The sequence below is a fragment of the Geminicoccus roseus DSM 18922 genome, from assembly GCF_000427665.1.
In the GTDB taxonomy this organism is placed as follows: domain Bacteria; phylum Pseudomonadota; class Alphaproteobacteria; order Geminicoccales; family Geminicoccaceae; genus Geminicoccus; species Geminicoccus roseus.
Genome location: NZ_ATYL01000003.1, coordinates 106,258 through 128,736, shown reverse-complemented (window position 1 = coordinate 128,736; position 22,479 = coordinate 106,258). Strand labels below are relative to the sequence as shown.

Annotated in this window: 19 protein-coding genes and 2 pseudogenes; 11 read left to right on the top strand and 10 right to left on the bottom strand. The window is 69.2% G+C overall.

Annotated elements, in window-relative coordinates; translation table 11 throughout:
- Positions 1-601 precede the first annotated feature (601 nt).
- Together GEMRO_RS0100585 and GEMRO_RS0100580 are read left to right on the top strand one after the other, a co-directional pair.
- On the top strand, positions 602-1,477 hold the full coding sequence (locus tag GEMRO_RS0100585; protein WP_027132485.1) for an alpha/beta hydrolase: 876 nt from the start codon (positions 602-604) through the stop codon (positions 1,475-1,477).
- A complete protein-coding gene (locus GEMRO_RS0100580; RefSeq protein WP_035484364.1) occupies positions 1,474-2,211 on the top strand; it encodes a hypothetical protein in 738 nt (245 codons plus the stop codon). Before GEMRO_RS0100585 ends, GEMRO_RS0100580 begins: the two co-directional genes overlap by 4 nt.
- Before the next feature lie 330 nt (positions 2,212-2,541).
- Here GEMRO_RS0100580 and GEMRO_RS33160 read toward each other — a convergent pair.
- The 5 genes and pseudogenes from GEMRO_RS33160 to GEMRO_RS0100545 form a co-directional block, all read right to left on the bottom strand.
- Positions 2,542-3,368: pseudogene (locus GEMRO_RS33160) on the bottom strand (IS5 family transposase).
- A gap of 290 nt (positions 3,369-3,658) precedes the next feature.
- A pseudogene (locus GEMRO_RS26590) lies at positions 3,659-4,754 on the bottom strand (IS110 family RNA-guided transposase).
- A gap of 287 nt (positions 4,755-5,041) precedes the next feature.
- Positions 5,042-5,716 (bottom strand): tetratricopeptide repeat protein, encoded by a 675-nt coding sequence (locus GEMRO_RS0100560; protein ID WP_027132480.1) that lies wholly within the window; start codon positions 5,714-5,716, stop codon positions 5,042-5,044.
- A gap of 700 nt (positions 5,717-6,416) precedes the next feature.
- A complete protein-coding gene (locus GEMRO_RS0100550) occupies positions 6,417-6,989 on the bottom strand; it encodes a molybdopterin-dependent oxidoreductase (RefSeq protein ID WP_051328522.1) in 573 nt (190 codons plus the stop codon).
- A gap of 52 nt (positions 6,990-7,041) precedes the next feature.
- The gene (locus GEMRO_RS0100545; RefSeq protein ID WP_027132477.1) at positions 7,042-8,343 is read right to left on the bottom strand and encodes an NAD(P)/FAD-dependent oxidoreductase; all 1,302 of its coding nucleotides are present in this window, start codon (positions 8,341-8,343) and stop codon (positions 7,042-7,044) included.
- A gap of 96 nt (positions 8,344-8,439) precedes the next feature.
- Here GEMRO_RS0100545 and GEMRO_RS26585 point away from each other — a divergent pair, with 96 nt between their 5' ends.
- From GEMRO_RS26585 to GEMRO_RS32175, 3 genes are all read left to right on the top strand, one after another.
- A complete protein-coding gene (locus GEMRO_RS26585; RefSeq protein ID WP_035484359.1) occupies positions 8,440-9,201 on the top strand; it encodes a DUF6065 family protein in 762 nt (253 codons plus the stop codon).
- Positions 9,202-9,360: 159 nt separating this feature from the next.
- Positions 9,361-11,082: a L,D-transpeptidase family protein gene (locus GEMRO_RS26580; protein WP_169728286.1), complete on the top strand. Its 1,722-nt coding sequence runs from the start codon at positions 9,361-9,363 to the stop codon at positions 11,080-11,082.
- A 266-nt stretch (positions 11,083-11,348) separates the two neighbouring features.
- Positions 11,349-11,813 carry an ATP-binding protein gene (locus GEMRO_RS32175; RefSeq protein ID WP_051328520.1) on the top strand — a complete coding sequence of 155 codons (465 nt, stop codon included), beginning with the start codon at positions 11,349-11,351 and terminating at the stop codon, positions 11,811-11,813.
- 9 nt (positions 11,814-11,822) lie between these two features.
- Here GEMRO_RS32175 and GEMRO_RS0100525 read toward each other — a convergent pair whose 3' ends face one another.
- The 5 genes from GEMRO_RS0100525 to GEMRO_RS0100505 form a co-directional block, all read right to left on the bottom strand.
- Positions 11,823-12,062 (bottom strand): DUF2188 domain-containing protein, encoded by a 240-nt coding sequence (locus GEMRO_RS0100525; RefSeq protein WP_027132476.1) that lies wholly within the window; start codon positions 12,060-12,062, stop codon positions 11,823-11,825.
- 60 nt (positions 12,063-12,122) lie between these two features.
- Positions 12,123-13,154, bottom strand: a complete 1,032-nt coding sequence (locus GEMRO_RS0100520; protein WP_027132475.1) for a hypothetical protein — start codon at positions 13,152-13,154, stop codon at positions 12,123-12,125.
- Positions 13,155-13,156: 2 nt separating this feature from the next.
- The gene (locus tag GEMRO_RS0100515) at positions 13,157-14,674 is read right to left on the bottom strand and encodes an MBOAT family O-acyltransferase (protein ID WP_027132474.1); all 1,518 of its coding nucleotides are present in this window, start codon (positions 14,672-14,674) and stop codon (positions 13,157-13,159) included.
- A 136-nt stretch (positions 14,675-14,810) separates the two neighbouring features.
- Positions 14,811-15,236 carry a bleomycin resistance protein gene (locus tag GEMRO_RS0100510; protein ID WP_027132473.1) on the bottom strand — a complete coding sequence of 142 codons (426 nt, stop codon included), beginning with the start codon at positions 15,234-15,236 and terminating at the stop codon, positions 14,811-14,813.
- Between the two features lie 69 nt (positions 15,237-15,305).
- Complete coding sequence (locus GEMRO_RS0100505; protein WP_027132472.1) at positions 15,306-16,076, bottom strand: SDR family NAD(P)-dependent oxidoreductase; 771 nt, start codon at positions 16,074-16,076, stop codon at positions 15,306-15,308.
- Positions 16,077-16,442: 366 nt separating this feature from the next.
- Between GEMRO_RS0100505 and GEMRO_RS0100500 the strand changes: the two genes are divergently transcribed.
- The 6 genes from GEMRO_RS0100500 (at position 16,443) to GEMRO_RS0100475 (ending at position 22,342) form a co-directional block, all read left to right on the top strand.
- The gene (locus GEMRO_RS0100500) at positions 16,443-17,381 is read left to right on the top strand and encodes a sugar-binding transcriptional regulator (RefSeq protein WP_027132471.1); all 939 of its coding nucleotides are present in this window, start codon (positions 16,443-16,445) and stop codon (positions 17,379-17,381) included.
- A gap of 86 nt (positions 17,382-17,467) precedes the next feature.
- Positions 17,468-18,907, top strand: a complete 1,440-nt coding sequence (locus GEMRO_RS0100495; RefSeq protein ID WP_035484430.1) for an extracellular solute-binding protein — start codon at positions 17,468-17,470, stop codon at positions 18,905-18,907.
- Positions 18,908-18,984: 77 nt separating this feature from the next.
- Positions 18,985-19,860, top strand: coding sequence for a carbohydrate ABC transporter permease (locus tag GEMRO_RS0100490; RefSeq protein ID WP_027132469.1), 876 nt, complete (start codon positions 18,985-18,987; stop codon positions 19,858-19,860).
- The gene (locus GEMRO_RS0100485; RefSeq protein WP_027132468.1) at positions 19,857-20,693 is read left to right on the top strand and encodes a carbohydrate ABC transporter permease; all 837 of its coding nucleotides are present in this window, start codon (positions 19,857-19,859) and stop codon (positions 20,691-20,693) included. Before GEMRO_RS0100490 ends, GEMRO_RS0100485 begins: the two co-directional genes overlap by 4 nt.
- A gap of 4 nt (positions 20,694-20,697) precedes the next feature.
- Positions 20,698-20,904: a DUF2160 family membrane protein gene (locus GEMRO_RS0100480; protein WP_027132467.1), complete on the top strand. Its 207-nt coding sequence runs from the start codon at positions 20,698-20,700 to the stop codon at positions 20,902-20,904.
- 130 nt (positions 20,905-21,034) lie between these two features.
- Complete coding sequence (locus GEMRO_RS0100475) at positions 21,035-22,342, top strand: ABC transporter substrate-binding protein (protein WP_027132466.1); 1,308 nt, start codon at positions 21,035-21,037, stop codon at positions 22,340-22,342.
- Positions 22,343-22,479 lie beyond the last annotated feature (137 nt).

Genomic DNA, 22,479 nt, shown 5'->3' with positions numbered 1-22,479 from the left:
ATCCGGGCGTCGCCGGTGTGCCGGTCGTCCGGCTCCTCTGCTTCCGGCTACTGGACCTTCTCTTCCCGGCACACCGCCCCCGCCATCCCCAAGGTGATCGCGTACATGTCATAATCATGCTACCCAAGCCCACTTGTCGAAGCCATTCCACGGCCTGCATGCTCTTCCAGGTAGATTGCCCCATACATTTCTCAACTAATGCGCGAACAATCGGCTTGCCCCTCCTGAACGGAGCGGGAACATCCACAGGCTATTCAACCGCTGGGGGCTTGCTGCGTGGTGCGGCGGTGACAATCCTTAACGGGGCATGGAGTTGTCCACCGGTCCGTGGATAGCTCTAGGGATCCGGATGTGGAGCATGGATGACCATCGTGCGACAAAGCCGCGACAGCACGGGCTTCGGGCCGGTTATCCGCCGGCGGCGGGCTCGTTCGGCACCCGGATTTTTCGGCCACCGGCCGCTGCTCCCGGTTGACGAGATCTGCCGGCGGGCGCGGGCGGATCAGTCATGTTCTCGTCGCCGGTGGTGATGATGGCTGGCAGAAGGACGACGTGCGGCGGCGGGTCGGGATGATGAATTCAAGAAGTCATACAGGTGGGAATGATGCTGTCTTGGCTGGTTGCCTCCCTGGCGCTGTATGCGGCCGTGGTCGGCGGTCTGTACGTCGCCCAGGATGGGCTTCTGTTCCCTCGCGAGGCCACCCGGCGCGGCGCCCTGCCGCTGCCGGACGGCGCGGAACGGGTGGAGCTGGCCAGCCCCGGGGGTGACCGGCTCGTCGGCCATGTCCTGCGGCGCCCGGGCGCCCGCGACATCGTCCTGCTGTTCACCGGCAATGCCTGGAACGCCGAGGACTGCCTGATCTTCTCCGCCGAGCGGCTGACCGACGTCCACCTCGTGGCGTTCCACTATCGCGGCTACGCTCCCTCCGAAGGCAGCCCCTCCGAGGCCGCCCTGATCGCCGACGCGGTGGCCCAGCGCGAGCTGGCGCTGCGCCTGTTCGGCACGCCGCCCGGCCAGCCGGAGCCGCGGGTCTTCGCGATCGGCTACAGCATCGGCACCGGCGTCGCCGCCAGGCTGGCCGGGGACGGACTGGTGGATGGCGCCGTGCTGGTGACGCCGTTCGATTCGGTCGAGGCGGTCGCCCGGGCGCGCTACTTCTTCGCCCCGGTGCCGCTGCTCCTGAAGCACAAGTTCCGCAGCGACCTGGCGCTGGCCGGCAAGGAGGTGCCGGTCGCGGTGATCGCCGCCTCCGACGACCGCGTCATCCCCAAGCCGCGCACCGACGCGCTGGTGGAGACCCTGGCCCGGCCGGTGATGGTCGAGACGGTGGAAGGCGCCGGCCACGCCTCGCTCTACGACATGCCGCTGTTCGGCCGGCACCTGGTCCAGGCCCTGGCCAGGGTCGCGGCCGCCGCCGGGGAGCGCGAGCCGACCCCGGCCCGGCCGACCGGCCATGACGTCGTGCTGGAAGGATGAGCGACGGGGCGGAACGGCCGGCGCTGCGTCTGGCCTTCCGCTGCCCGCCGGAGCTGGCCGACCTGCTGCCCCCGCCGGTCGCCGCCGCGAAAGCCCTGCCCGGCTGGCTGCGCGCCATGCCCGCCACCGCGCCCGATGCCGAGACCGGCAACCCCGTCCGCACCCTCAAGCACTGCCCGCCGCTAATCGACGCGCTGGGTCTGGGCTACCTGATCCTCCTGCCGGTGGATGTCCGGGTCGAGCGCGGCCCTGCCTTCAGCTGGGACTGGAGCCCGCCGGCGACGGGCCTGGAAGGGCTGTCGCGCAGCCCCCTCTCCTTCCATGTGGCCGCCCAGGGCCAGGGCGCGCCGTTCGCCCGGCCCGAACGGCGCTTCCTGAAGTTCCAGAACTTCTGGACGATCGCCACCGATCCGGGCGTCTCGATCCTGGTCACCCACCCGCTCAACCGCCCGGACCTGCCGTTCGACACCTTGGCCGGGGTGGTCGACACCGACCGCTATGGCGACGGCCTGATCCATTTCCCGGCGATCTGGCGGGACGACGGGTTCAAGGGGGTCCTTCCCCGCGGCACCCCGGTGGCGCAGATCGTCCCGTTCCGGCGCGAGCCCCTGGACGCCACCATCGGCACGCTCACCCCAGACCAGGCCCAGGCCACCGACCGGCTGCGCCAAGCCCTCGACCAGGAGACCGGCATCTACCGCCGCCACCACCGCGCCGACCGGCGCGGCGGCTAGTCCCGGCCGGCATCCGCTTGGGGCCGACGTCCCAAGCATGGCCGGAACACGGTGCGGGCCACCGTCACCCGGGGCAGGCGGCCTGCCGGCGCTGCGACATCCGGACCGACAGGCGGCGCAGGCTGCATCCAAGGAGCAGCGGCGCCTGGCAGGCTTCGCAGCGGCCGTGGAGGCGGCCAGGACCATCGCCGTGGCGGCTCCACGGGATGAGGCGGCAGGGATTCGCGGGCCACCGGATGGCGGCCCCCCGCCCCGCCGCGGCTTCCCGAACCGTTTGGACAGGCAGCCTGCGGCAACAGCTTTGGAAAAAGCGGACCAGATTAGGGCCCGTCAGTTCTTGATCCGGTCGAGTGCGGCGGCGGGGCAGAGGACACCCATGAAGGAACTGGCCCTCTTCTCGTAGCGGGTGGCAACTGCCCGCCACTTCCTCAGCCTTGCCCAGAGGCGCTCGACGCGATGGCGGTTGTGGTAGATCCAGGCGGGGCAGGCGGCCGGTCCGTCGTGCCGCTGCGGCGGGATCACCGGGCGGCTGCCCAGGTTCCAGATGTGCTCTTCGAAGGCATGGCTGGTGTCGCCGCGATCGGCTACCACCCAGCGTGGCACGCCTGGCAGGCGGGCAAGCAGGCCGGTGGCCTGCGGCAGTTCGTGGGCCTGTCCGGGTGCCAGGCTGAAGGCGATGGCGCGGCCAGAGCCATCCGCAATCACGCAGGCTTTCGTTCCATAGCCGCCACGAGATCGGCCAAGAGCCTCACTCGCAGGACGTCGGGCTGCACTGCCCCCTTGTTGACGGCCTCTGCCGCCTTCTGATGTGCGCGGATGTTGCTGCCGTCCAGGAAGGTCATGCCGAGTTGCACGTCGCGGTCCTGCGCCATGCCCAGCAGCCGCTCCCACACTCCCAGCCGTCCCCATCAGCCGTCAGCAGACGGTTGATCCGATCTCCAAAGGAGCGGCGGCCAGCAGGCCGCCGAGGGTGGATGAAGGTCTGCGCCGCCATCCGCCATGATCCGCCAGCAGGCGGCAGGCTGCGCCACTTCGCGCCATGCTGGCAGCGCCAGATGATCGCCTGTGCGTCTCAGATCGTGGTGCCGGATCCTGCGGTGCGGGCGGCAGGCCTTGATCAAGGGTGCCAGCACCGCCCATTGCGGATCCGTCAGCACGCTATCCGCCATCCCATCCGCCGCTCATGCCGCAGATGGGGATAATGATCAGGAGCTGACAGGCCCTTCTGTGATCGGGTCGGTCAACGGCCGGCTTGCGTGTCACGTCGCGGTTCCTCGCTTCTGTTCGTGGTCGGCGTCGTGCCGCCACCGGCTGTGGCCAGACAGTCGGAGCGGGCCAATCTAGCAAGCGGGCTCGGCGATGGTGCCGGCACCGGGGCCGTTGCGGCCTTGCTCTGCCGCGTCTTGGCGACGGGACCTCGGCTGCTGGATGCCGTGGCGGCCGACGCTCAGGCCAAGGCCGCCTCCTTGCCCCAACGGGACTCGGTGCCGTCGCACCACATCCGGTGCAGCACGACAGCGAGCTTGCGGGCGGCTGCGATCTTGGCCCGGCGCATGCCGGCGCGCCTGGCGATGCCCATCCTCCACGCCTTCGAGCGACGACCATCGGCTGGTGCGGGTCAGCAGGACGTTGGCCGCCTCGTAAAGAGCCAGCCTGGCCAGGCCATCGCCTCGCTTGCTGATGTGCCCGATCCGGTCCGTCTCTCCGGGCTGGTAGCGGCGCGGGGTGAGGCCGAAACGGGCGCCGACGGCACGGGACCGGCCGAACCGCGCTGGATCATCGACGGCCGGGCAGAAGGCCAGTGCCGTCACCGGCCCCACACCCGGCACCGTCATGAGACGCCGGCATGTCTCGTCGCGGCGGGTCGCGGTCATGACCAGACGATGCAGGCCTTCCCGTTCCGCCAGGAGAACGTCACGCACCTGCAGCAATGGCTCGATCACGACAGCCAGGCTGCGCCGGCCGTCAACGAGCTCGCGGACACGCGCTGGAAAGCCGCGCTCGCCCAACCTTTCCCATCTTCAGGCCGAAGCCCCTGAGCAGGCCGCGGATGCCATTGTCGATGTCACGCAGCTTGGTCACCAGCAGCTTTTTACCCCGTCAGCAACGCGCGCAGCTCCTGGGAGAGCAGTGACTTTACGTGCACGGGGTCGGAACCATGGATCGGCAGGAGCCGATCCATCCGATTCCTGCAAGGAACGCGGCCAGCAGGCCGCGGAGGCCGGTCCGAACCATGTGCGCAATGGCACGGGCATCCGTTCGGTCCGTCTTGATCGGCATCGTCCGCGTCGCCGCCCGCAACTGTCGGGTCTCCAGCAGCACCACCGGCAGCCCCGCCGCTGCCAGGCCGACATGCAGCACTGCGACATCGGCCCCGCCTCCAGGCCGACACGCGTGAAAACCAAGTTGCGGCCCGTCAGCGCCGTGGCGACCGCCTCCGGTTCAGTCTCAACCTGGAGCTCGTGGACGATGGAGCCAGCTTGGTCCACGATGCAGATGCCGCTCGTCTCCAGCGAGACGTCGGGTCCGGCATAGTAGGTCATCGGTGCCTCCCTCGATCTCGGCCCAGCCAGGGCCTTCGGGAGGAACAACCAGCCGCAGCAGCTCCCGCTGCCAACCGACCCGATTACGGTATCTAACAGCCACGGACGGTATGAAAGAAGATCCAGGGTCGGGTCTGCCATCCCGCGAGTTCATCGGCTGCGTCAGGCGGCCTTGCTGGTCCCCGCGCGCCGCGACCATGGCCAGCCGCCCGCAGCGCAGGGATACGCGACCTTCCCGGACGTCCCTTCCGCAATGGAGGAACAAGCCAAGCGCGTGACCCTCGCCGTCACAGGCGCAGGCAGCCCCGCCCGGCATGGGCCAGGGCCCGGTCCAGGGCCGGGGCCAGCTCCGGCCGCGCCCCCCTCAGGGCCTGGGCCTGGGCCGGGGCGATCCCGTGCCGCTCCGCCTGCACCGCCGCCAGCCGCACCCAGGCATCCGGGTCCGTGGGGAGCACCGCCAGGACCGTGTCCCAGGCCTGTTCCGCCGCCGCCCAGTCGGCTGCCCGCTCGGCGAACACGGCAAGGTCGCGCAGGGCCACTTGGTCGTTTGGCCACCGCGCCAGATGAGCGCGCAATGCGTCCATCGCCTGGCGGGGCGCCCCGGCCGCGCCATGCAGCTGCGCCAGCTCGATCCTGGCCGCCGGATGGTCCGGCGCGCGCTCCAGCACCCAGCGCAGTTCGTCCGCCGCCTCGTCCAGCCTGCCGGCGCGCCGGAGCAGCACCGCCAGGTTGTAGCGCGCCCGCACCGAAGCCGGCCCCGCCGCCACGGCCCGCCGCGCCGCCTCCAGCGCCAGATCGGGCTGGCCCGACTCGTGCAAGGCTACCGCCAGCAGCGAGAGAAGGTCCGGATCGTTCGGCCGGCCCTGCACCGCCCGCCTTGCCGCGCGCACCGCGCCCGGCGCGTCGCCCGCCGCCAGAGCCCGCCGCGCCGCGTCGACATGGGAGTCGATTCTGGCCGTCACCGCCTCCTCCTTTTCCCCGCCGGCAGCGAAGCGGCCTGCCCCGTCAGTCCCGCCCCTGCCCCTGCCGGGACAAGCCGCCCAGGTCCATCGGGCCGAAAGCCTGCCGCCGGCAGTCCCGTACGACAAGCCCGGCCGAACAGCGATCCGGCTGCCAAGGCCGCCGGATCGGCCTGATCTGCCGCCACGGCGCGTGCGCCCGTTCTTTGTGGCACCTGTCCGGCCTCATCCGGACTGCGCCATCCGCCATCGCGGTTCCGCCGGCACCACCGCAACGACCCGCATTGCCCTGGTCGTCCAGCCACGCCGGAACCTGCCCGACGGCCCTGCCGATCATGCCACAGCCCCACCCGGCAGATCCGGCCAGCGCGATCTTGGGTTGGAGCCGGACCTCCGCCCTGCTCCCGGGCCGCGTCTTCCCGCCAGGCCCGGCTTCTTCCAGGGCCCACGGGATCGCCTAAGGACGGGTCAGGCCTTCCGTCCCCGGCCGGATCCCTGTCGTCCCTCTGGCCCGGCCCAGCCGGATCGACACCTGGCCGGTTCACCCAGCCTGCACCAGGAGGGACCGGCCCATCCAGCGAGAGCGGGACCATCAGCCATGGCCTCCCGGCTCCACCGAGCACCCGTGCGTGCGCCGGCCCCGGCGGAGCACCGATGAACCCAGCCTTCCCGGCAGGATCGAGCCAGCCCGGCCGGCCACCTGTCAGTCCGCTCCCTCGATGGAGGCGATCAGCCAGACCCAACGGGCGGCGTGGTCGGGCGACGCCAGTTCCGGATGCTGCAGCAGCGGGTAGACGATCCGGGTCGGTCCCTTGTGGCGACGGCCGAGCGGCCGGCCGTCGACGCGCGTCGCCAGGATCACCGGGAACCGGTCCCAGTCCGCGCGGGGGATCTGCTGGGCAAAGCCGTCCATCGACCGCACCAGGATGCTGTTTGCCCGCTCCAGCCCGACATGGGCCAGCACGTCGCGCAGCAGCGGGCCTTCCACCACGATCTCTCCCTCCTCCCAGGGCGAGATCGTCCGCACCCGCCAGATCCCCAGCGTCTCCAGCTCGGCGACGGTGAGCATCCGCTCGCCGCCGTCGAGCAGCCGGACCGCCACACCCGGCAGCCGCTCCGGCGCGCCCGGCAACCGAACCGCCACCACCGGATCGGCCAGGGCCGCCGGAATCGTGCCCAAGGCCAGCGCAAGGCCCAGGAAACTCCGGCGGCGCCAGATGCTGCGCCGTGCTCGCCCTGCCATCGCCTCGATCCCGGCCTCCAAGAGCAGCGACAACCAAGTTCCGTCGCCGACCGGTCTAGCAGGAGAACATGAAGAAATCGTTAGTTTACGATGTCGCGCTTCCGGCTGCCGCCGCCAGGCGCCGCCGGTCCTGCAGGCTGAGCCAGCCATAAAGGAACTGGGCGGCGAGCGGCCCCAGCGGCCCGCCTGCCCAGGGCCGGCCGAACCGGGACAAAAGCTCGATCCGGCGATCGTTCTCCAGCATGGCCCGGGCCAGGAGTTCGCCGACCGCGGTGGTAGTGCCGAGGCCATGGCCGCAGAACCCGGAGGTCAGCCACAGGTTCGGCTGGAGCCGGCCGGCCAGCGGCATGCGATGCCGGGTGAACCCCATCCGGCCGGACCAGACCCGGTCGATCCGCACGTCCGCCAGGTCCGGGAACACGAAGGCCAGGTCGGCGCGCAGGGAGGCTTCCAGCCCCGGCGGATCGTCCTGCAGCCCGACCTTGCCGCCCCAGAGCAGGCGGCCGTCCGGCAAAGGCCGCCAGTAGCCGGTGGCGAACCGGTCGTCGAACACCGCCCAGGGCTTGCCGACGATCCGCTCCAGCCGGTCGCCCAGCTTCTCGGTGACGATCACATAGGTCATCACCGGCAGGAGGGCGCGGCTGGCGCGGCCGTCCGGGTCGCCGCCATAGACCGAGGTCGCCAGCACCACCTGCCGGGCGCGCACCCGGCCCCTGGCCGTGACCACCCTCATCCCGTCGCCCTCGGGCACCAGGGCATGGACGGCCGAGCCCTCGAACAGCCGGCCACCCTGCTCCGTGATCGCCCGCGCATAGCCCCGGGTCAGGGCCACCGGGTCCAGATGGACCGAGACCGGGTCGAACACCCCGCCCCGGTACCGTCCGGTCCGGTAGATCTCGGCCAGCCGCTCGGGCGGGAGCACCTCGAAAGCGACGCCGTGCCGCTTTCCGGCGAGCGCCGCCCGCTCGGCCAGCTCCGCCGGCCCGGCGAAGAACGACGCCTCCAGCACGCCCGGGGTCACCTCGGTACGGATGGCGTGACGCTCGATCCGGCGGCGGACCAGGGCCACGGCGTCGCGCGCCTGGTCGAACAGCAGCCCGGCATCGGCCTCGCCCAAAGCCGCCACCAGCTCGTCGTCGTCCCTGGCCCAGCCGATCTGCACGAAGCCGCCATTGCGGCCCGAAGCGCCGTCGCCGACCCTGCCCGCCTCCAGCACCGCCACCGACGCGCCCCGCTCCACCAGCGAGAGGGCGGCCGCCAGGCCGGCCAGCCCGCCGCCTACCACGGCGATGTCGGCATCCACGTCGCCCTCGAGCGCCGAGGCGACAAGCGGCGGCTCGGTGGAGGCGGCATCGTAGTAGATCGGTGTGCTGCGCCCGGTCGACACGAGGGAACTCCTTGATCTGCCGCGTCCGGCATGATTGCGCTGCTACCTACGCACGGGCAAACCTGCCGTCGATGCTGGACCGCCGGGAGAGCCGACTTGCGCCTGATCTGCCGCACGCTGCATGGCCAGAAGCCCCTGATCCGCCCGGCTCCGGTGGAGCGCGACTGGATGGACGGCTCCCCGGAAGGTTTCGCCTATCGCTGCCTGCCCCTCAACATCGCCAACGCCCATGGCTGGGAGGTGCTGTGCCCGGCGGCGTTCGAGGCCTCCTGGGACGGCGAGCCGGCCGCCGCCTCGATCCGGGTCGAATCCGACGCCCCGGCCCATCTGCTGCCGATCAGCCATTTCGGCAGCGGCGTGCTCACCTTCCACCTGCATGGCCTGTTCCGCACCGAGCCCGCCGTGCAGCTCTGGGTGTCCGGCTCGCCCAACCGGATCAAGGACGGCATCCAGCCGCTGACCGCGCTGATCGAGACGGACTGGGCGCCCTACACCTTCACCATGAACTGGCGCTTCACCCGCAAGGGGCGGGTCCGCTTCGAGAAGGACGAGCCGTTCTGCTTCTTCTTCCCGCTGAAGCTGGATCTGGTGGAATCGGTGCGCCCGGTGTTCCAGCCCATCGAGCAGGACCCGGCCACCGAGGCCGCCTATCGTGCCTGGGCCGAGGCGCGCAATGGCTTCAACAAGGCGCTGCAGGACGAGGGCTCGGCCGCCCGGGAAGCCAAGTGGCAGAAGAATTATTTCCAGGGCCGGATGCCGGATGGATCCCGGCCGGAGCGCAGCCATCGCACAAGGGTCCGGGTCGCCCCGTTCCAGGAAGCCGGCGACGAGCCGGACGCGAACGCACCTGCCTCGTGACCGGAAAGGCACGCAGGATGCCGCCGGCGCGGCCCGCTTCCGGTGCCGGCGACATGAAAAGCTGACGTTTCCGTGCAACCGCCGTAAGATCGATGCAAGTCATCGGGCGGCGACGGGACGATGATCGTCAGGGCGGGAGCGGTCACGGGACATGGGAAGGTGAAAGAAGCGAGCCGGCGGATCATGGCGCCGCTGCTGGCGGCCTGGGCGCTGTTCATGCCGGAACTGGCAGCCGCCCAGTCGGTGCGCACCGCATCGGTGGCAGCACCGGTGCTGCATGCCCCGCTTGCCGCCCGGACCGTGGTCCGGCCGCCGTCGGCGGATCCTCTCGCTTCCCTGCTCAAGACCACGCTGGATGCCGCGCAGGCCGGCACCGGCGACACCACCCTGCTCGACCTGATGCCCTTCTATCAGCAGCGCGGCTACGTTCCCGCGTTCAGCGGCGATCCTGCGCGGCTGGAGCGGGGCCGGGCGGTGCTGGGCGCGCTGATGCGGGCGGACCGGGAAGGGCTCGATCCGGCCTATTACGAGGTCGAGCGGCTTTCAGTGCTCTCCGGCCTGGGCACCGCCGCCGGAACCATGCCGCGGCCAGTCGACCAGGCCGAGTTCGAGCTGCGGCTGGCCCGGGCCCTGGTGCACTATGCTCTGGACGTGTCGGAAGGCCGCGCCGGGCCGGAGCACGAGCAGGCTGGCGGCGTCCGCAGGATCGGGCCGACCCCGCCCACCCCGCTGCTGCAGGCGGCGGCCAGCACGCCGGACCTCGGCCGCTGGCTCGATTCGCTCCCGCCGGACAGTCCCCACTACGTCCGGCTGCGGACCGCGCTGGCGGAATGGCGGGCCAAGCTCGGGCAGGTCGTCTGGACCCCGGTTCCGGCCGGCCGGCGCCTGCAGCGCGGCAGCGCCGGCCCGGAAGTCGTGGCGCTGCGTCGCCGCCTGATCGAGGAAGGGCTGCTCTCGCCACCGGCCCATCCCGGCCAGCTGTCCGCCCTCTACGACGAGTCCCTGACGGGCCCGGTCCGCGCCTTCCAGGCCCGCTATGGGCTCGGTGCCGACGGGGTGGTCGGCGAGCGCACCTTCCGGGCGCTGAACGCCACGGTCGCCCAGCGGGTCGAGCAGATCCGCATCAACATGGAGCGGCGACGCTGGCTGCCGCGCGATCTGGGCGACCGCTACGTGTTCGTCAACCTGGCGGACTTCACCCTCAAGGTCGTCGATCAGGACCGGACCATCCATACCAGCCGGGTGGTGGTCGGTTCGCCCTACACCTCCACCCCGATGATGTCGCACGACATCAGCTATGTGGTGCTCAACCCCTACTGGAACGTGCCGCAGTCGATCCTGTTCCGGGAGATGCTGCCGCATCTGAGGCGGGATCCCGACTGGCTGGCCAAGGAGCGGCTGCGGCTGTTCTCCGGCTGGGGCGCCGATGCGTTCGAGGTCGATCCGCGCCAGGTCGACTGGTCGGCGGTCACCGAAGCCACCTGGCGCTTCCGGGTCCGCCAGGATTCGGGCCCGGACAACTCGCTGGGCGTGATCAAGTTCATGTTCCCCAACCCGGACCACATCTATCTCCACGACACGCCGAGCAAGAATCTGTTCCGGCGCAGCGTGCGGGCGTTCAGCCATGGCTGCATCCGGGTCGAGGATCCGCTGGCCCTGGCCGACGTGCTGCTGGCCAGCCAGGGATGGCCGCGCGCCCGCCTGGAGCAGGTGGTCGAGGGAGGAAAGCCCGAGCAGATCGTCCGGCTGAAGAAGCCCACTCCGATCCATCTGGCCTACATCACCGCCTGGGTCGACAAGTCGGGGGAACTGCTGCTCCTGGACGACATCTATGGCCGGGACACGCTCCTGAAGCAGGCGCTGGAGGTGGAGAGCAGTTGAGGATCCGGCCGCACCGCCCGCTCCCGCCGATGCCGGCATTCGGTACTTCGTCCTCGCCGGTTCGGTACATCGTCCACATCCGCGTGAGCGGGAAACCGGGGCTGCTCGGAGGATCCTTGACCGGCGGGGCTTGCTTGCGCACTGACTTGCGGGCGCAGATCAGCGACGCCGGGAGTCCCGATGCAGTCGATCCGGCCTAGGCACGATGCTTCTCGGGACCTGCCGCCGCGCGGCCGGCCCGCCCTGCCCCGCCCGGGAGTGCCGGCATGACCGGCTCGGTCCGGGTCGATCCCGATGGCGGGATCCTGATGCACTGCTCCCTGCCCGCCTCGCTCAGCGAACTGCCGGGGCTGGTGGAGCAGGTGGAGACCAGCATCGTCGAGGCCGGGCTTCCCCTGGAGCTCGGCCTGCAGTTCACCCTGGCGTTCGACGAGATCCTCACCAACCTCGCCAGCCACGCCACCCAGGCGGCCGGCCGCGAGATCGAGGTCGAGGTGGCACTGCGCCTCTACCCGGACCGGCTGGAGGCGACCATTTGGGATGACGGTCCGGCCTTCGACGTCAACAGCGTCCCGCCGCCGGACCTGGACGAGGAGCTGGAGGAGCGGGAGGCCGGCGGGCTCGGCCTGTTCATCGTGCGCAACGTGATGGACCAGGTCGTCCACGACCGGCTGGGCAGCCGCAACCGGCTGTTCCTGATCAAGCGGCTGGGCGAGCCCGACGACCGGTAAGGCCGGGGATCAGCCGGTGACCGTGGTGCTGGGGCGGTCGTCGCCGGAGGCGGTCTCCTCGTGCCAGCGTCCCTCCTTGTCCTGGTACTGGATCGTCTCCGCCGATCCGGCCTGTTCCTGACGGGCGGCCGCCTGCTCGGCGGCCCGGCGGGCCTCGTCGTGGCTGGGATAGCTCTCGGAGAAGGAATCGCCGACCTTGTACGCCCAGCCATGGTCGTGCTTGACGATCTCGTAGGTGATGTCCGGCATGGTCGTTCCCTTTCCTCGAGCGGCGCGGGCGCGTCTTCTAGGAGGATCCAACCTCCGCCGTCAGCCGTCGTTCCGCTCGGCCGGATCGATCGCCGGCCGGAGATCCTGGATCAGCTGCTCGGTGACTGCCGCCTGGCCGCGCTCGTTCATGTGGAAGCTGGTGTCGTACACCATCTCCTCGTCCACCATGAACTGGTAGGGGTTGCCCAGCACCGGCACGCCCAGGTCGCGCCAGAAGTCGCGCAGGTCCTGGAACAGAAGCGCCGCCGCCGGCTGGTCATGTTCCACGCGGCGCAGGGTTGGCGGCCAGCCGGCCAGGACCCGGACCCGCTTTTGTTGCTGCGCTTCGACGAAAGCGCGGACCGCCCGCGCGCCGAACAGGTCTCGGTCCAGCCTCGGGAAGATCTGGTTGTCGGCCTGGACGGTCGCGCGCATCCCGTCGGTGATGCTGGCCGCCGTGTTGCCGCGCTCGCTGCCCCTTCGGTCGATGTTCTCCGCGCGATAGGGGCCCGGAACATTGCCCAGCGGCGCGTCCTTCCAGTGGGTGGCGTTGTCGATGATCGCCGACCAGAGCAGGCGCAGGTCGAACTGCGAGGCATAGGCCGGCCAGTACGCGGGCGGGAGGCGCCACCAGAAGCTCTTGTCGTGGAAGGAGCTGTAGAAGACCGGCAACGCGGTGAACGGCGCGGTGGTCCGGAACAGGGGATACTCCACCATCAGCACCACGGTGTCGCCCGGGCGGGTGACCCGGTCGGCGCGATCCAGGAGATAGGTGAGGTCCAGCCCGGCATGGGAGCCGAAGTCGAACGCCTCGACGCCCAGGGCCTGCGAGATCTTCTCGGCGTCGAAGCCGAAATGCACCGAGGACCCGCCGACCAGGATCAGCCTCGGCCCCGTGATCGCGGCCAGGTCCTGTTCCTTGCGCTGGTAGAGGTCGCGCACCCAGCCGATGTCGTTGTTGCTGTAGAGATAGGGCTTGAGCGGGGGGATCCCGAACCAGACCAGGAACAGCAGTGCCAGCCAGGCGGGGATGCTGGCCAGCAGCCAGGCCAGGAAGCGGCGCGCCTGCCGGCGCGGCGGGAGCGGGGTCATGCTCAGAACTGGAAGTAAAGGAAGGGGGACGGGCGGCTGGTCAGCATGGACAGCACGGCGACCAGCAGGACCAGGCCGGTGGCCAGCGCCCAGCCCGGCTCCATCCGCCAGGTGAGCCGCCCGGGCCCCGGCCGCGCCGCTTCCGCCTGGCCGCCCAGCGTGCCGCTGCGGCCCTCGAACCGGTAGGGCGCGTAGCGGCGCATGATCTGGAAGGTGTTGGGAGCGAGAAACAGGATCGCCAGCAGCAGGGCCAGGTGGATCCAGGCGGCACCGGTGCCGCTGAACAGGCGCTCGCCGTCGCCCAGCCCCACCATCGCCTGCAGGATCGTGCCGGCGACCGCCATGCTGTCGGCGCGGAAGATCACCCAGCCCGCCACCACCGCCAGGAAGGTGACCAGCACCGAGGCCGGGCGCAGGGCCGGAACGTGCAGGAGCCTGTCCACCGCCGTCCCGCCGATCATCCCGCGCCAGGCATGGTTGATGACCAAATAGAGCCCGTGCAGCGCGCCCCAGGCCACGAAGGTCCACCCGGCGCCGTGCCACAGCCCGCCGACCAGCATGGTGATCATCAGGTTGAGATGGCGCCGGCGGGCGCCCCGGCGGTTGCCGCCCAGGGGCTTGTAGAGATGGTCGGCCAGAAAGCGCGACAAGGTGATGTGCCAGCGCCGCCAGAACTCGATGATCGAGGCGGCCTGGTAGGGCGACCAGAAGTTCACCGGCAGGCGGAAGCCCAGCATGTGCGAGAGCCCGACCGCCATGTCCGAATAGCCGCTGAAGTCGAAATAGAGCTGGATCGTGTAGGCGAGCGCGCCGATCCAGGCGCTGCCGAGGTCGGGCGCAGCACCGGCGGCGACCCCGCCGAACAGGGTCTCGGCATAGGGCGCCACGCCATCCGCCAGCACCACCTTCTTGAACAGCCCGATCCCGAAGATGCCAAGCCCGACCAGGATCCGGGCCAGCTCGAACCGGTAGGGCCGCTCCTTCCAGAACTGCGGGATCACGTCCTTGTGCAAGAGGATCGGCCCGGCGATCAGGTGCGGGAAGTAGGTGACGAACAGGAAATACTCGTGCGGCCGGTAGGTGCGGGTCTCGCCCCGCCAGCAATCGGCCAGGTAGGCGATCTGGGTGAAGGTGAAGAACGAGATCCCGACCGGCAGGGTGATGCCCAGCGGCTCGATCGCGAGCCCGGTGGCGGCCGCGATATTGCCCAGCACGAAGTCGGCGTACTTGAACCAGCCCAGCACCAGCACGTCGACGGTGACGCCGAAGGCCAGAAGGATGCCGTTCGGCCGGCCGCGGGCAGCGCGGCGCGAGATCGCCGTGCCGACCGCGAAGTTGAACGCGATCGAGGCCAGCAGCAGCGGCAGGTGCTGGTAGTCGCCGATGCCGTAGAACAGCAGCGAGGCGGCCCCCAGCCAGAGCAGGGCGGCGCGGCGCCAGCGCAGGCGGCCCAGCAGGTAGAAGCCGAGCAGCACCAGCGGCATGAAGCCGAAGATGAAGGCGAAGGAGTTGAACAGCAAACGCTGGTGTCCCGTCGGCGAAGGCGCGGTCGCGCCCGGCGCGGACTGAAACCAGCGGCATTGCCCGGCGTCAACAGCATGACCCGCCAGCCTGTGCCCGGAACGGCCGTCCGCCGTCGCCCCCGGCAGGCGCCGGTCAGGCCAACGGGCGTAAGCCCAGGTCCTCGGCAAGGCGCAGCAGGTAGCCGTCCGGGTCCTGCACGAGGAACTGGCGCTGGCCGGTCTCCCGGTCGCCGGCCCGGTACCATTTCTCCTCGCAGGCCATGTAGAGGTCCCAGCCGGCCCGCTCCAGCCGCTGGAGGATCGGCGTCGCCGCCGGGACCTGGATCTCGAAATTGATGCCCCGTCCGAACGGCCGCTCGAATCGGCCGGTGATCCATTGCCGGGCCCGCGGATCTCGCTGCTCCAGCATGACCCGGGCGCCGTTCAGGTCGAGGCAGGCGAAGCCGTCCTCCGGCCGGTCATAGGCGATCCGGAAACCGATCAGGTCCCGCCAGAACCGCAGCGACGCATCGAGGTCGGTCACCACCAGTTCCGGAACCAGCGCGGGTGGGCGGGTCATGACGGGTTTCCTGGAGACGGATGCGCCGCCGCCCGGCCGCCCTTGGCGGCGGCCGGGCGGCGGCAGCCCCTACCAGATGGTGTAGCCGGCGTCGGCGACCAGCACGTGGCCGGTCACCAGCGAGGCGGCGTCGGTGGCCAGGAACAGCACGCAGGCCGCGATCTCCGGCGGCTGGCCGACCCGGCCCATCGGGGTCATGTCCATCCAGATCTTGTACCAGTCCGCCTTTTCCATGCCGGGCTTGGTCATCGCCGTCTCGATATAGGTGGGCGCCACCGCGTTGACCCGCACCCCGCGCTTGGCCCACTCGCCGGCCAGCGACTTGGTCAGGTGGTGCACGCCGGCCTTGGCAGCGTTGTAGTGGACCTGCTCCTGCGGGTAGTTGGAGATGATGCCGCTCATCGAGCCGATATTGATGATCGAGCCCTTGCCGGCGTCCAGCATGTGCTTGCCGAAGGCGCGGTTGGTGTAGAACACCCCGTTCAGGTTGATGTCGACCACCTTGTGCCACTGCTCGTCGGGCATCTCCTCGCCGGGGGCGCTGAGCGCGATGCCGGCATTGGCGACGGCGATGTCGACCCGGCCGTACTTCTTGACCACCGCATCGGCGCAGGCGGTGACCGCCCTGCTGTCGGTCACGTCCAGCTGGTGCAGCTCCGCCTCGTAGCCCTTGGCCTGGAGCGCCGCCAGGCCCTCTTCGCCGACCTTGGGGTCGATCTCGGCGATCACGACCTTGGCGCCGTGCTCGGCCAGCGCCATCGCCGTGGCCAGCCCGATGTTGCGGCCGCCGCCGGTCACCACCGCGACCCGGCCACTCAGATCAAACAGCTCTTTGTACATGATGCTCCCTCGAGCGCACATTGTCGGCGATTCGCTGTCGGCTTGGGCGGCGCCTGGTCGCCGCACGACGTCGACCAGGGAGGGCGGCCCGGCAGGCAACCCTTGCAGGCGCGATGAAAGATCGTTTCACGAAACGGTGCCTCGCCTGGCGGGATGGCCGGATTTTCCGGCCGTTCAGCTTCCCTGTGGCTTGGGAGATAACGTCGCCGGCTCGGTCCTGGCAACGGTATGCTGGCGGATGGCCGCGGGACCCCTTCACCTTGCGGGGCCATGCCGCCGCCTTGACCAGTTCAAGCAACTGCTCATCGTTTGATCGTTTGCCCGATCTCCCCTAGGCAGGACGAAAGATTGATCAGGAGGGCTTCGTTGGACGAGATCGACCTGCCCGTCGACCGCCGGAGGGATCTGGCCGCGCGGGCGGCCTGGCTTTGGTACATCAAGAACGACACGCAGGAGACCATCGCCCGCTCGCTCGGCCTGAGCCGCGCCGCGGTGCAGCGGCTGGTGGCCCAGGCCTTGTCCGAACGTCTCGTCAGCGTGCGCATCGACCACCCGATCGCCGCCTGCATGCGGCTGGGCGCGGAGCTCGAGCAGATCTACGGCGCCGACAGCGTCGACGTGGTGCCCGACGCCGGCGGCCGGGCGCTTGGCCACGCCGCGGCCGAGCGGCTGGGCCGGGTGCTGGCGTCGAAGGTGCCGACCGTGGTCGCCGTGGGCGCCGGCCGGGCCGTGCGTGCCGCGGTCATGGAGCTGCCGGCGATCGAGCGTCCCCAGCACCAGATCATCGGCATGGTCGGCTCGATCGCCCGGGACGGCTCGTCCAATCCCTATGAGGGCGTGGTGCGCCTGGCCGACCGGATCGGCGCCCAGCGCTGGCCGATGCCGGTGCCGCTGATCGTGGACAGAACGGACGAGCGCATCCTGTGGCAGTCGCAGCGCCTGTGGACGATCCTGTCCTCGCTGGCCGAGCGCGCCGCCCTGGGCATCACCGGCATCGGCCACATCGGCGCCAGGGCATCGCTGGTGCTGGATGGCTTCATCGACACCGTCGAGATGGCCGACCTGGCCGCCAAGGGCGCGGTCGCCGAACTGGCTGGTTTCGCCTATGATGGCGATGGTCATCTGCTGGATCATCCGCACAACGGCAAAGTGACGAGCCTGCCGCTTCCACGTCCCCATCCGATTCTGTCGGTGGCGGCCGGCCCCGCCAAGGTCGAGGCGATCCGGGCGGTACTGCGTGGCAAGCTGGTGAACCGGCTGGTGACCGATGAGACGACTGCACGGCTGCTATGTGAAAGCGCTTGACCCTCAACCTGCATCTGGGCGAACAGTCGCCCATTGATCGGGCAGTCGCCCGCATCGTGCACATCAACAATCCAGGGGGGTTCGCCATGAAAAGACGTGATCTGCTGAGCGTGGCCGCTGCTGCTGCGCTCTTGTCCACCACCAGTTTCTCCGCGTTCGCGGACGACGCGTTCTGGGCCAAGGCCGCCGAGCCGTACCAGGGCGTCACCATCCGCGGCGTGTCCGAGAGCACGCCCTCGTCCAACTGGGCGAAGGACGTCATCGCCAAGGAATTCACCGAGAAGACCGGCATCGAGATCCAGTTCGAGACCACCTCCTGGGATCAGATGTACGACAAGGCGATCAAGGACATGGAGGCCGGCTCGGGCATCTATGACTTCGTCTATATCGAGCAGGACATCATCTACTCCTACCTGTCCCGCGACTTCCTGGTGAACATCACCCAGGCGCTCAAGGACAATCCCGACCTCGCCGCGCCGAACTTCGATACGAGCGCCTTCACCACCTTTGCCGACTACTTCAAGGGCAAGGACGGCGACCTGTACGGCGTGCCGATGGAGGCGTTCCTCAAGACGTATCTCTATCGCACCGACCTGTTCTCCGACCCGGACATCAAGGCGCAGTTCAAGGAGAAGTACGGCCGCGATCTGGCGCCGGCGACGGACCACCAGCAGTACCGCGAGATCGCCGAGTTCTTCACCGAGTACGGCCAGGAGAACGATCTGCAGCTGTGGGGCACCACGGTGCAGGCCAGCTCCGGCCACCCGGCCTCGTTCTACGAGTTCGTGGAGACGATCGCGCCGACCTTCGGCGTCTACAACTGGGGCCTGAACACCGAGAACTGGGCGGCCACCGTCGAGAACGGCGGCACCATGAACAGCGACAAGGCCAAGGCCGCGCTGTCCTGGTGGATCGGCAACCTGCAGTACGCCCCGCCGGAATCGACCAGCTCGACCTGGGACGAGGTCGCCGCGTCCTTCTCCGCCGGCCGTGCCGCGCAGGCCTTCGTCTATGGCGAGAACACCGCCTGGATCGCCACCGACGAGAACAAGTCGACCGTGGTCGGCAATGTCGGCGTCGCCCTTCCCCCGGTCGAGCCGGGCGTGATGGAAGAGATCGAGGCCGGCGAGGGCTATATCGGCTACTATGACGGCGGTGCCTTCGGCATCCCGCACTCGTCGAAGAACAAGGAAGCTGCCCTGCTGTTCCTGCAGTATGTCGGCCAGCCCGAGGTCCAGGTCGACTGGGCGGTCAACGCGGCCCGCGTGACCCACACCGCGACCTACGAGGACCCGCGCATCCAGGAACAGGACGAGAAGACCAGCGGCTACTACTCGCTGATGCGCGACGAGGGCAAGCTGTTCGCCGGTGCGCCGGACTTCCCGTTCCATGGCCAGCTGCGCGAGGCGATCGCCCCGTTCTTCTACGACGCGATCACCGGCAAGCTGACGCCCGAGGAGGCGCTCGACCAGGCCGCCGCGCGCGCCGAGGAAGAGCTGACCCGCCTGGGCTACCGCAAGAGCTGACGCCCGCGCCGGGCCCGGGACATGCGCATCCCGGGCCCGGCCCCCTTGATCTCGACCTTGCCTGATCGGAACGCCCCTTGCGCTCACCCGTAACCGGTTGGCTGTTCCTGGCGCCCACGATCGCGGTGCTGGGAATTTTCGGCCTTCTGCCATTCTTCTACGTGGCCTTTGTCGGGTTCTTCGACTGGAACCCGTTCGCCGCCAATCCCGGCCTGGTCTACGCTGGGGTGAACAACTATCGGCGCCTCGTCTTCGACGATCAGTTCCTGCGCTCGATCGGGCTCACGCTGCAGTTCACCTTCTGGGTGGTGCTGAGCGAACTGGTCATCGGCTACCTGCTCGCCCAGCTGTTCATGCGCGATTTTCCGCTCAAGGGGCTGTTCCGTACCATCCACACCCTGCCGCTGCTGGTGGCGCCGATCGCGGTGGGCGCCGCCTGGCGGCTCCTGACCGTGCCGGGCCTGGGCCCGGTGCCGTTCTACCTGGACCGCTGGTTCGGCATCGACTTCCGGCTGGGCTCGTTCGAGAACCAGGCGTTCCTGACCACGGTGATCATGGACATCTGGCACTGGACGCCGCTGGTGACCCTGACCCTGCTGGCCGGGCTCTCGGCGATGCCCAAGGAACCTTTCGAATCCGCCCAGGTCGACGGCGCCAACCGCTGGCAGATCTTCTGGCACATCATGCTGCCGATGCTGAAGCCGGTGCTGCTCACCACCGTCTTCATACGGCTGATGGACGCGCTGCGCACCGTGGACGAGGTCTGGATGCTGACCGGCGGCGGACCCGGCACCGCGACCCGCTATATCGGCCTGCATATCTGGCGGGTGGTCTTTCCGCAGACGGATTACGGCTACGGGGCCGCCATGTCGCTCCTGACCCTCTACCTCACCATCATGCTCTGCTGGTTCCTCTATGTCGCGCTGGTCGCGAGAAAGCCGCGCGCGTCATGAAGAAGAAAGGCATCCTTCTCCCGATCCTCATCTGGTGCGGGATGACGGTTCTCACCCTCCTGCCGATCTGGTGGCTGTTCGTCGTGTCGATGCGCACGCGCGTGCAGCTGTTCGGCCGGCCCTCCCTGATGCTGGATGGCTTCTACTGGGGCAACTACGTCGAGGTGCTGCAGAACGAGGAGTTCCGCTATTACCTGTGGAACTCGATCGTGGTGGCGTCCAGCAACTGCCTGATCGTGACCGTCCTGGCCCTGCTCGCGACCTTCGCTTTGTCGCGCTACAAGCTGGCCGCCGAGGACAGCCTGTTCTTCTGGCTGATCACCAACCGGATGGCGCCGGCGGCGGTGTTCCTGCTGCCCCTTTTCCTGCTCTACACCCAGGTGTTCCGGTTCGGCGACTACCAGCTGTTCGACACGCGGATCGGCCTGATCCTGCTCTACTGCGTGTTCAACCTGCCGTTCGCGATCTGGCTGATGAAGGGGATCATGGACGGCATCCCCAAGGAGCTGGACGAGGCGGCGATGATCGACGGGGCCAGCACCTTCGAGGTCCTGACCAAGGTGATCCTGCCGCTGGCCAAGCCCGGCCTGGCCGTCACCGCGATCCTGACCTGGATGTTCGCCTGGAACGAGTACCTGTTCGCCGCCACCCTGACCTCGGTGGAAGCGCGCACCATCACCACCGGCCTGGCCGAGTTCGTGACCGTCACCGGCACCAACTGGGGCGAGCTGGCCGCCCTGTCGATGCTGACCCTGGCGCCTGCCCTGGTGTTCCTGGGCTTCGTGCAGCGGCACATCGTGGCCGGCCTGACCTTCGGCGCGGTCAAGGAGTGAGCCGATGAAAGCTCCCGTCACCCACGAGGTAACTCCGCGCGAGGGCTTCCTCCCGATCAAGACCAACGCGTTCGACCGCGGCTTCATCGGGGTCGTGCTCGGCATCTTCCTGCATCTCTTGTGGATGCGCTTCCTGGAACAGGCCATCCCGCTCTGGGTCTGCACGATCCTGGCGGTCGCGATCGGGATCTATATTATCAAGCGTGGCTGACTCCCTTTTGGGGTCAGCCGACCGCGTCTCCGGCATGGCGACGCTTGCCCTGGCCGGAGGCAGGCGGTAGTTCATGAGCTTTGAAACGTTCCACCGCCAGCCAATGATGCGGGGAATCAGGGAGGCAACCATGAAGCTACACTCGCTCGCCGCCGCGCTCGCCGTGACGCTCCTGAGCGGCACGGCGTTCGCCCAGGAGACGCGGCTCACGATCGCCACGGTGAACAACCCCGACATGATCGTGATGCAGAAGCTCTCGACCGAGTACGAGAAGGAAAATCCCGGGATCAAGCTCGACTGGGTGGTGCTGCCCGAGAACGAGCTGCGCACCAAGGTCACCACCGACATCGCGACCAAGGCCGGCGCCTACGACATCCTGACCATCGGCACCTATGAAGTGCCGATCTGGGGCAAGCTCGGCTGGCTGACCCCGTTCGAGGAGATCCCGGGCGACTACGACATCGAGGACGTGTTCCCGCTGGTCCGCACCGCTTTGTCGGTCGAGGACAAGCTGTACGCGATCCCGTTCTATGCCGAGAGCAGCTTCCTGTTCTACCGCAAGGACCTGTTCGAGCAGGCCGGCATCGAAATGCCCGAGCAGCCGACCTGGGCGCAGCTCGAGGAATGGGCGGCCAAGCTCCACGACCCGGCCAACAACGTCTACGGCACCTGCCAGCGCGGCCTGCCCGGCTGGGGCGAGAACATGGCGATCGTCGGCAGCCTCGCGAACACGTTCGGCGCCCGCTACTTCGACGAGGAATGGCGGCCGGAGCTGACCTCCCCGGAGTGGAAGGAGGCGGTCACCTTCTACGTCAACCTGATGCAGAACTACGGGCCGCCCGGTGCCGCCACCAACGGCCACCTGGAGAACCGCACCCTGTTCGCGGCCGGCAACTGCGCCACCTGGGTCGATGCCACCTCGGCCGCCGGCTACATGTTCAACCCGGCCGAATCCAAGGTGGTCGACACGGTCGCCTTCGCCAACGCACCGATCGGCACCGTGCCAAACGGCAACCACTGGCTGTGGTCCTGGGCGCTGGCGATCCCCTCGACCTCGCCGGATGCCGAGGAGGCCAAGAAGTTCGTCTACTGGGCGACCAGCAAGGACTACATCCAGATGGTCGCCAAGGAGAACGGCTGGGCCGCCGTGCCGCCCGGCACGCGCAAGAGCACCTATGACGAGGCCGAGTACATCAAGCTCCCGTTCGCCCAGAAGACCCTGGACGCGATGAACACCGCCGATCCGACCAAGGCCACCGCCAAGCCGGTGCCCTATGTCGGCATCACCTTCGCGACCATTCCGGAGTTCCAGGCGGTCGGCACCGAGATCGGCAAGGCGGTCGCCGGCGCGCTCGCCGGTCAGACCAGCGTCGACGAGGCGCTGGAGACGGCCCAGTCCGCCTCGGACCGGATCATGCAGGAAGCGGGCTACTACTGAGCCCAGCCTGAGGGCTCGGGCGGGCCGTGGCGGCGTATCCCCTGAAGGGACCGCCGGCGCCGGCCCGCCCGGCCCGGTTCGCGGATCGACGAGCGAGGACGCTGGCCATGGCGGCAAGCCTGGACGAGAGCAGAAAT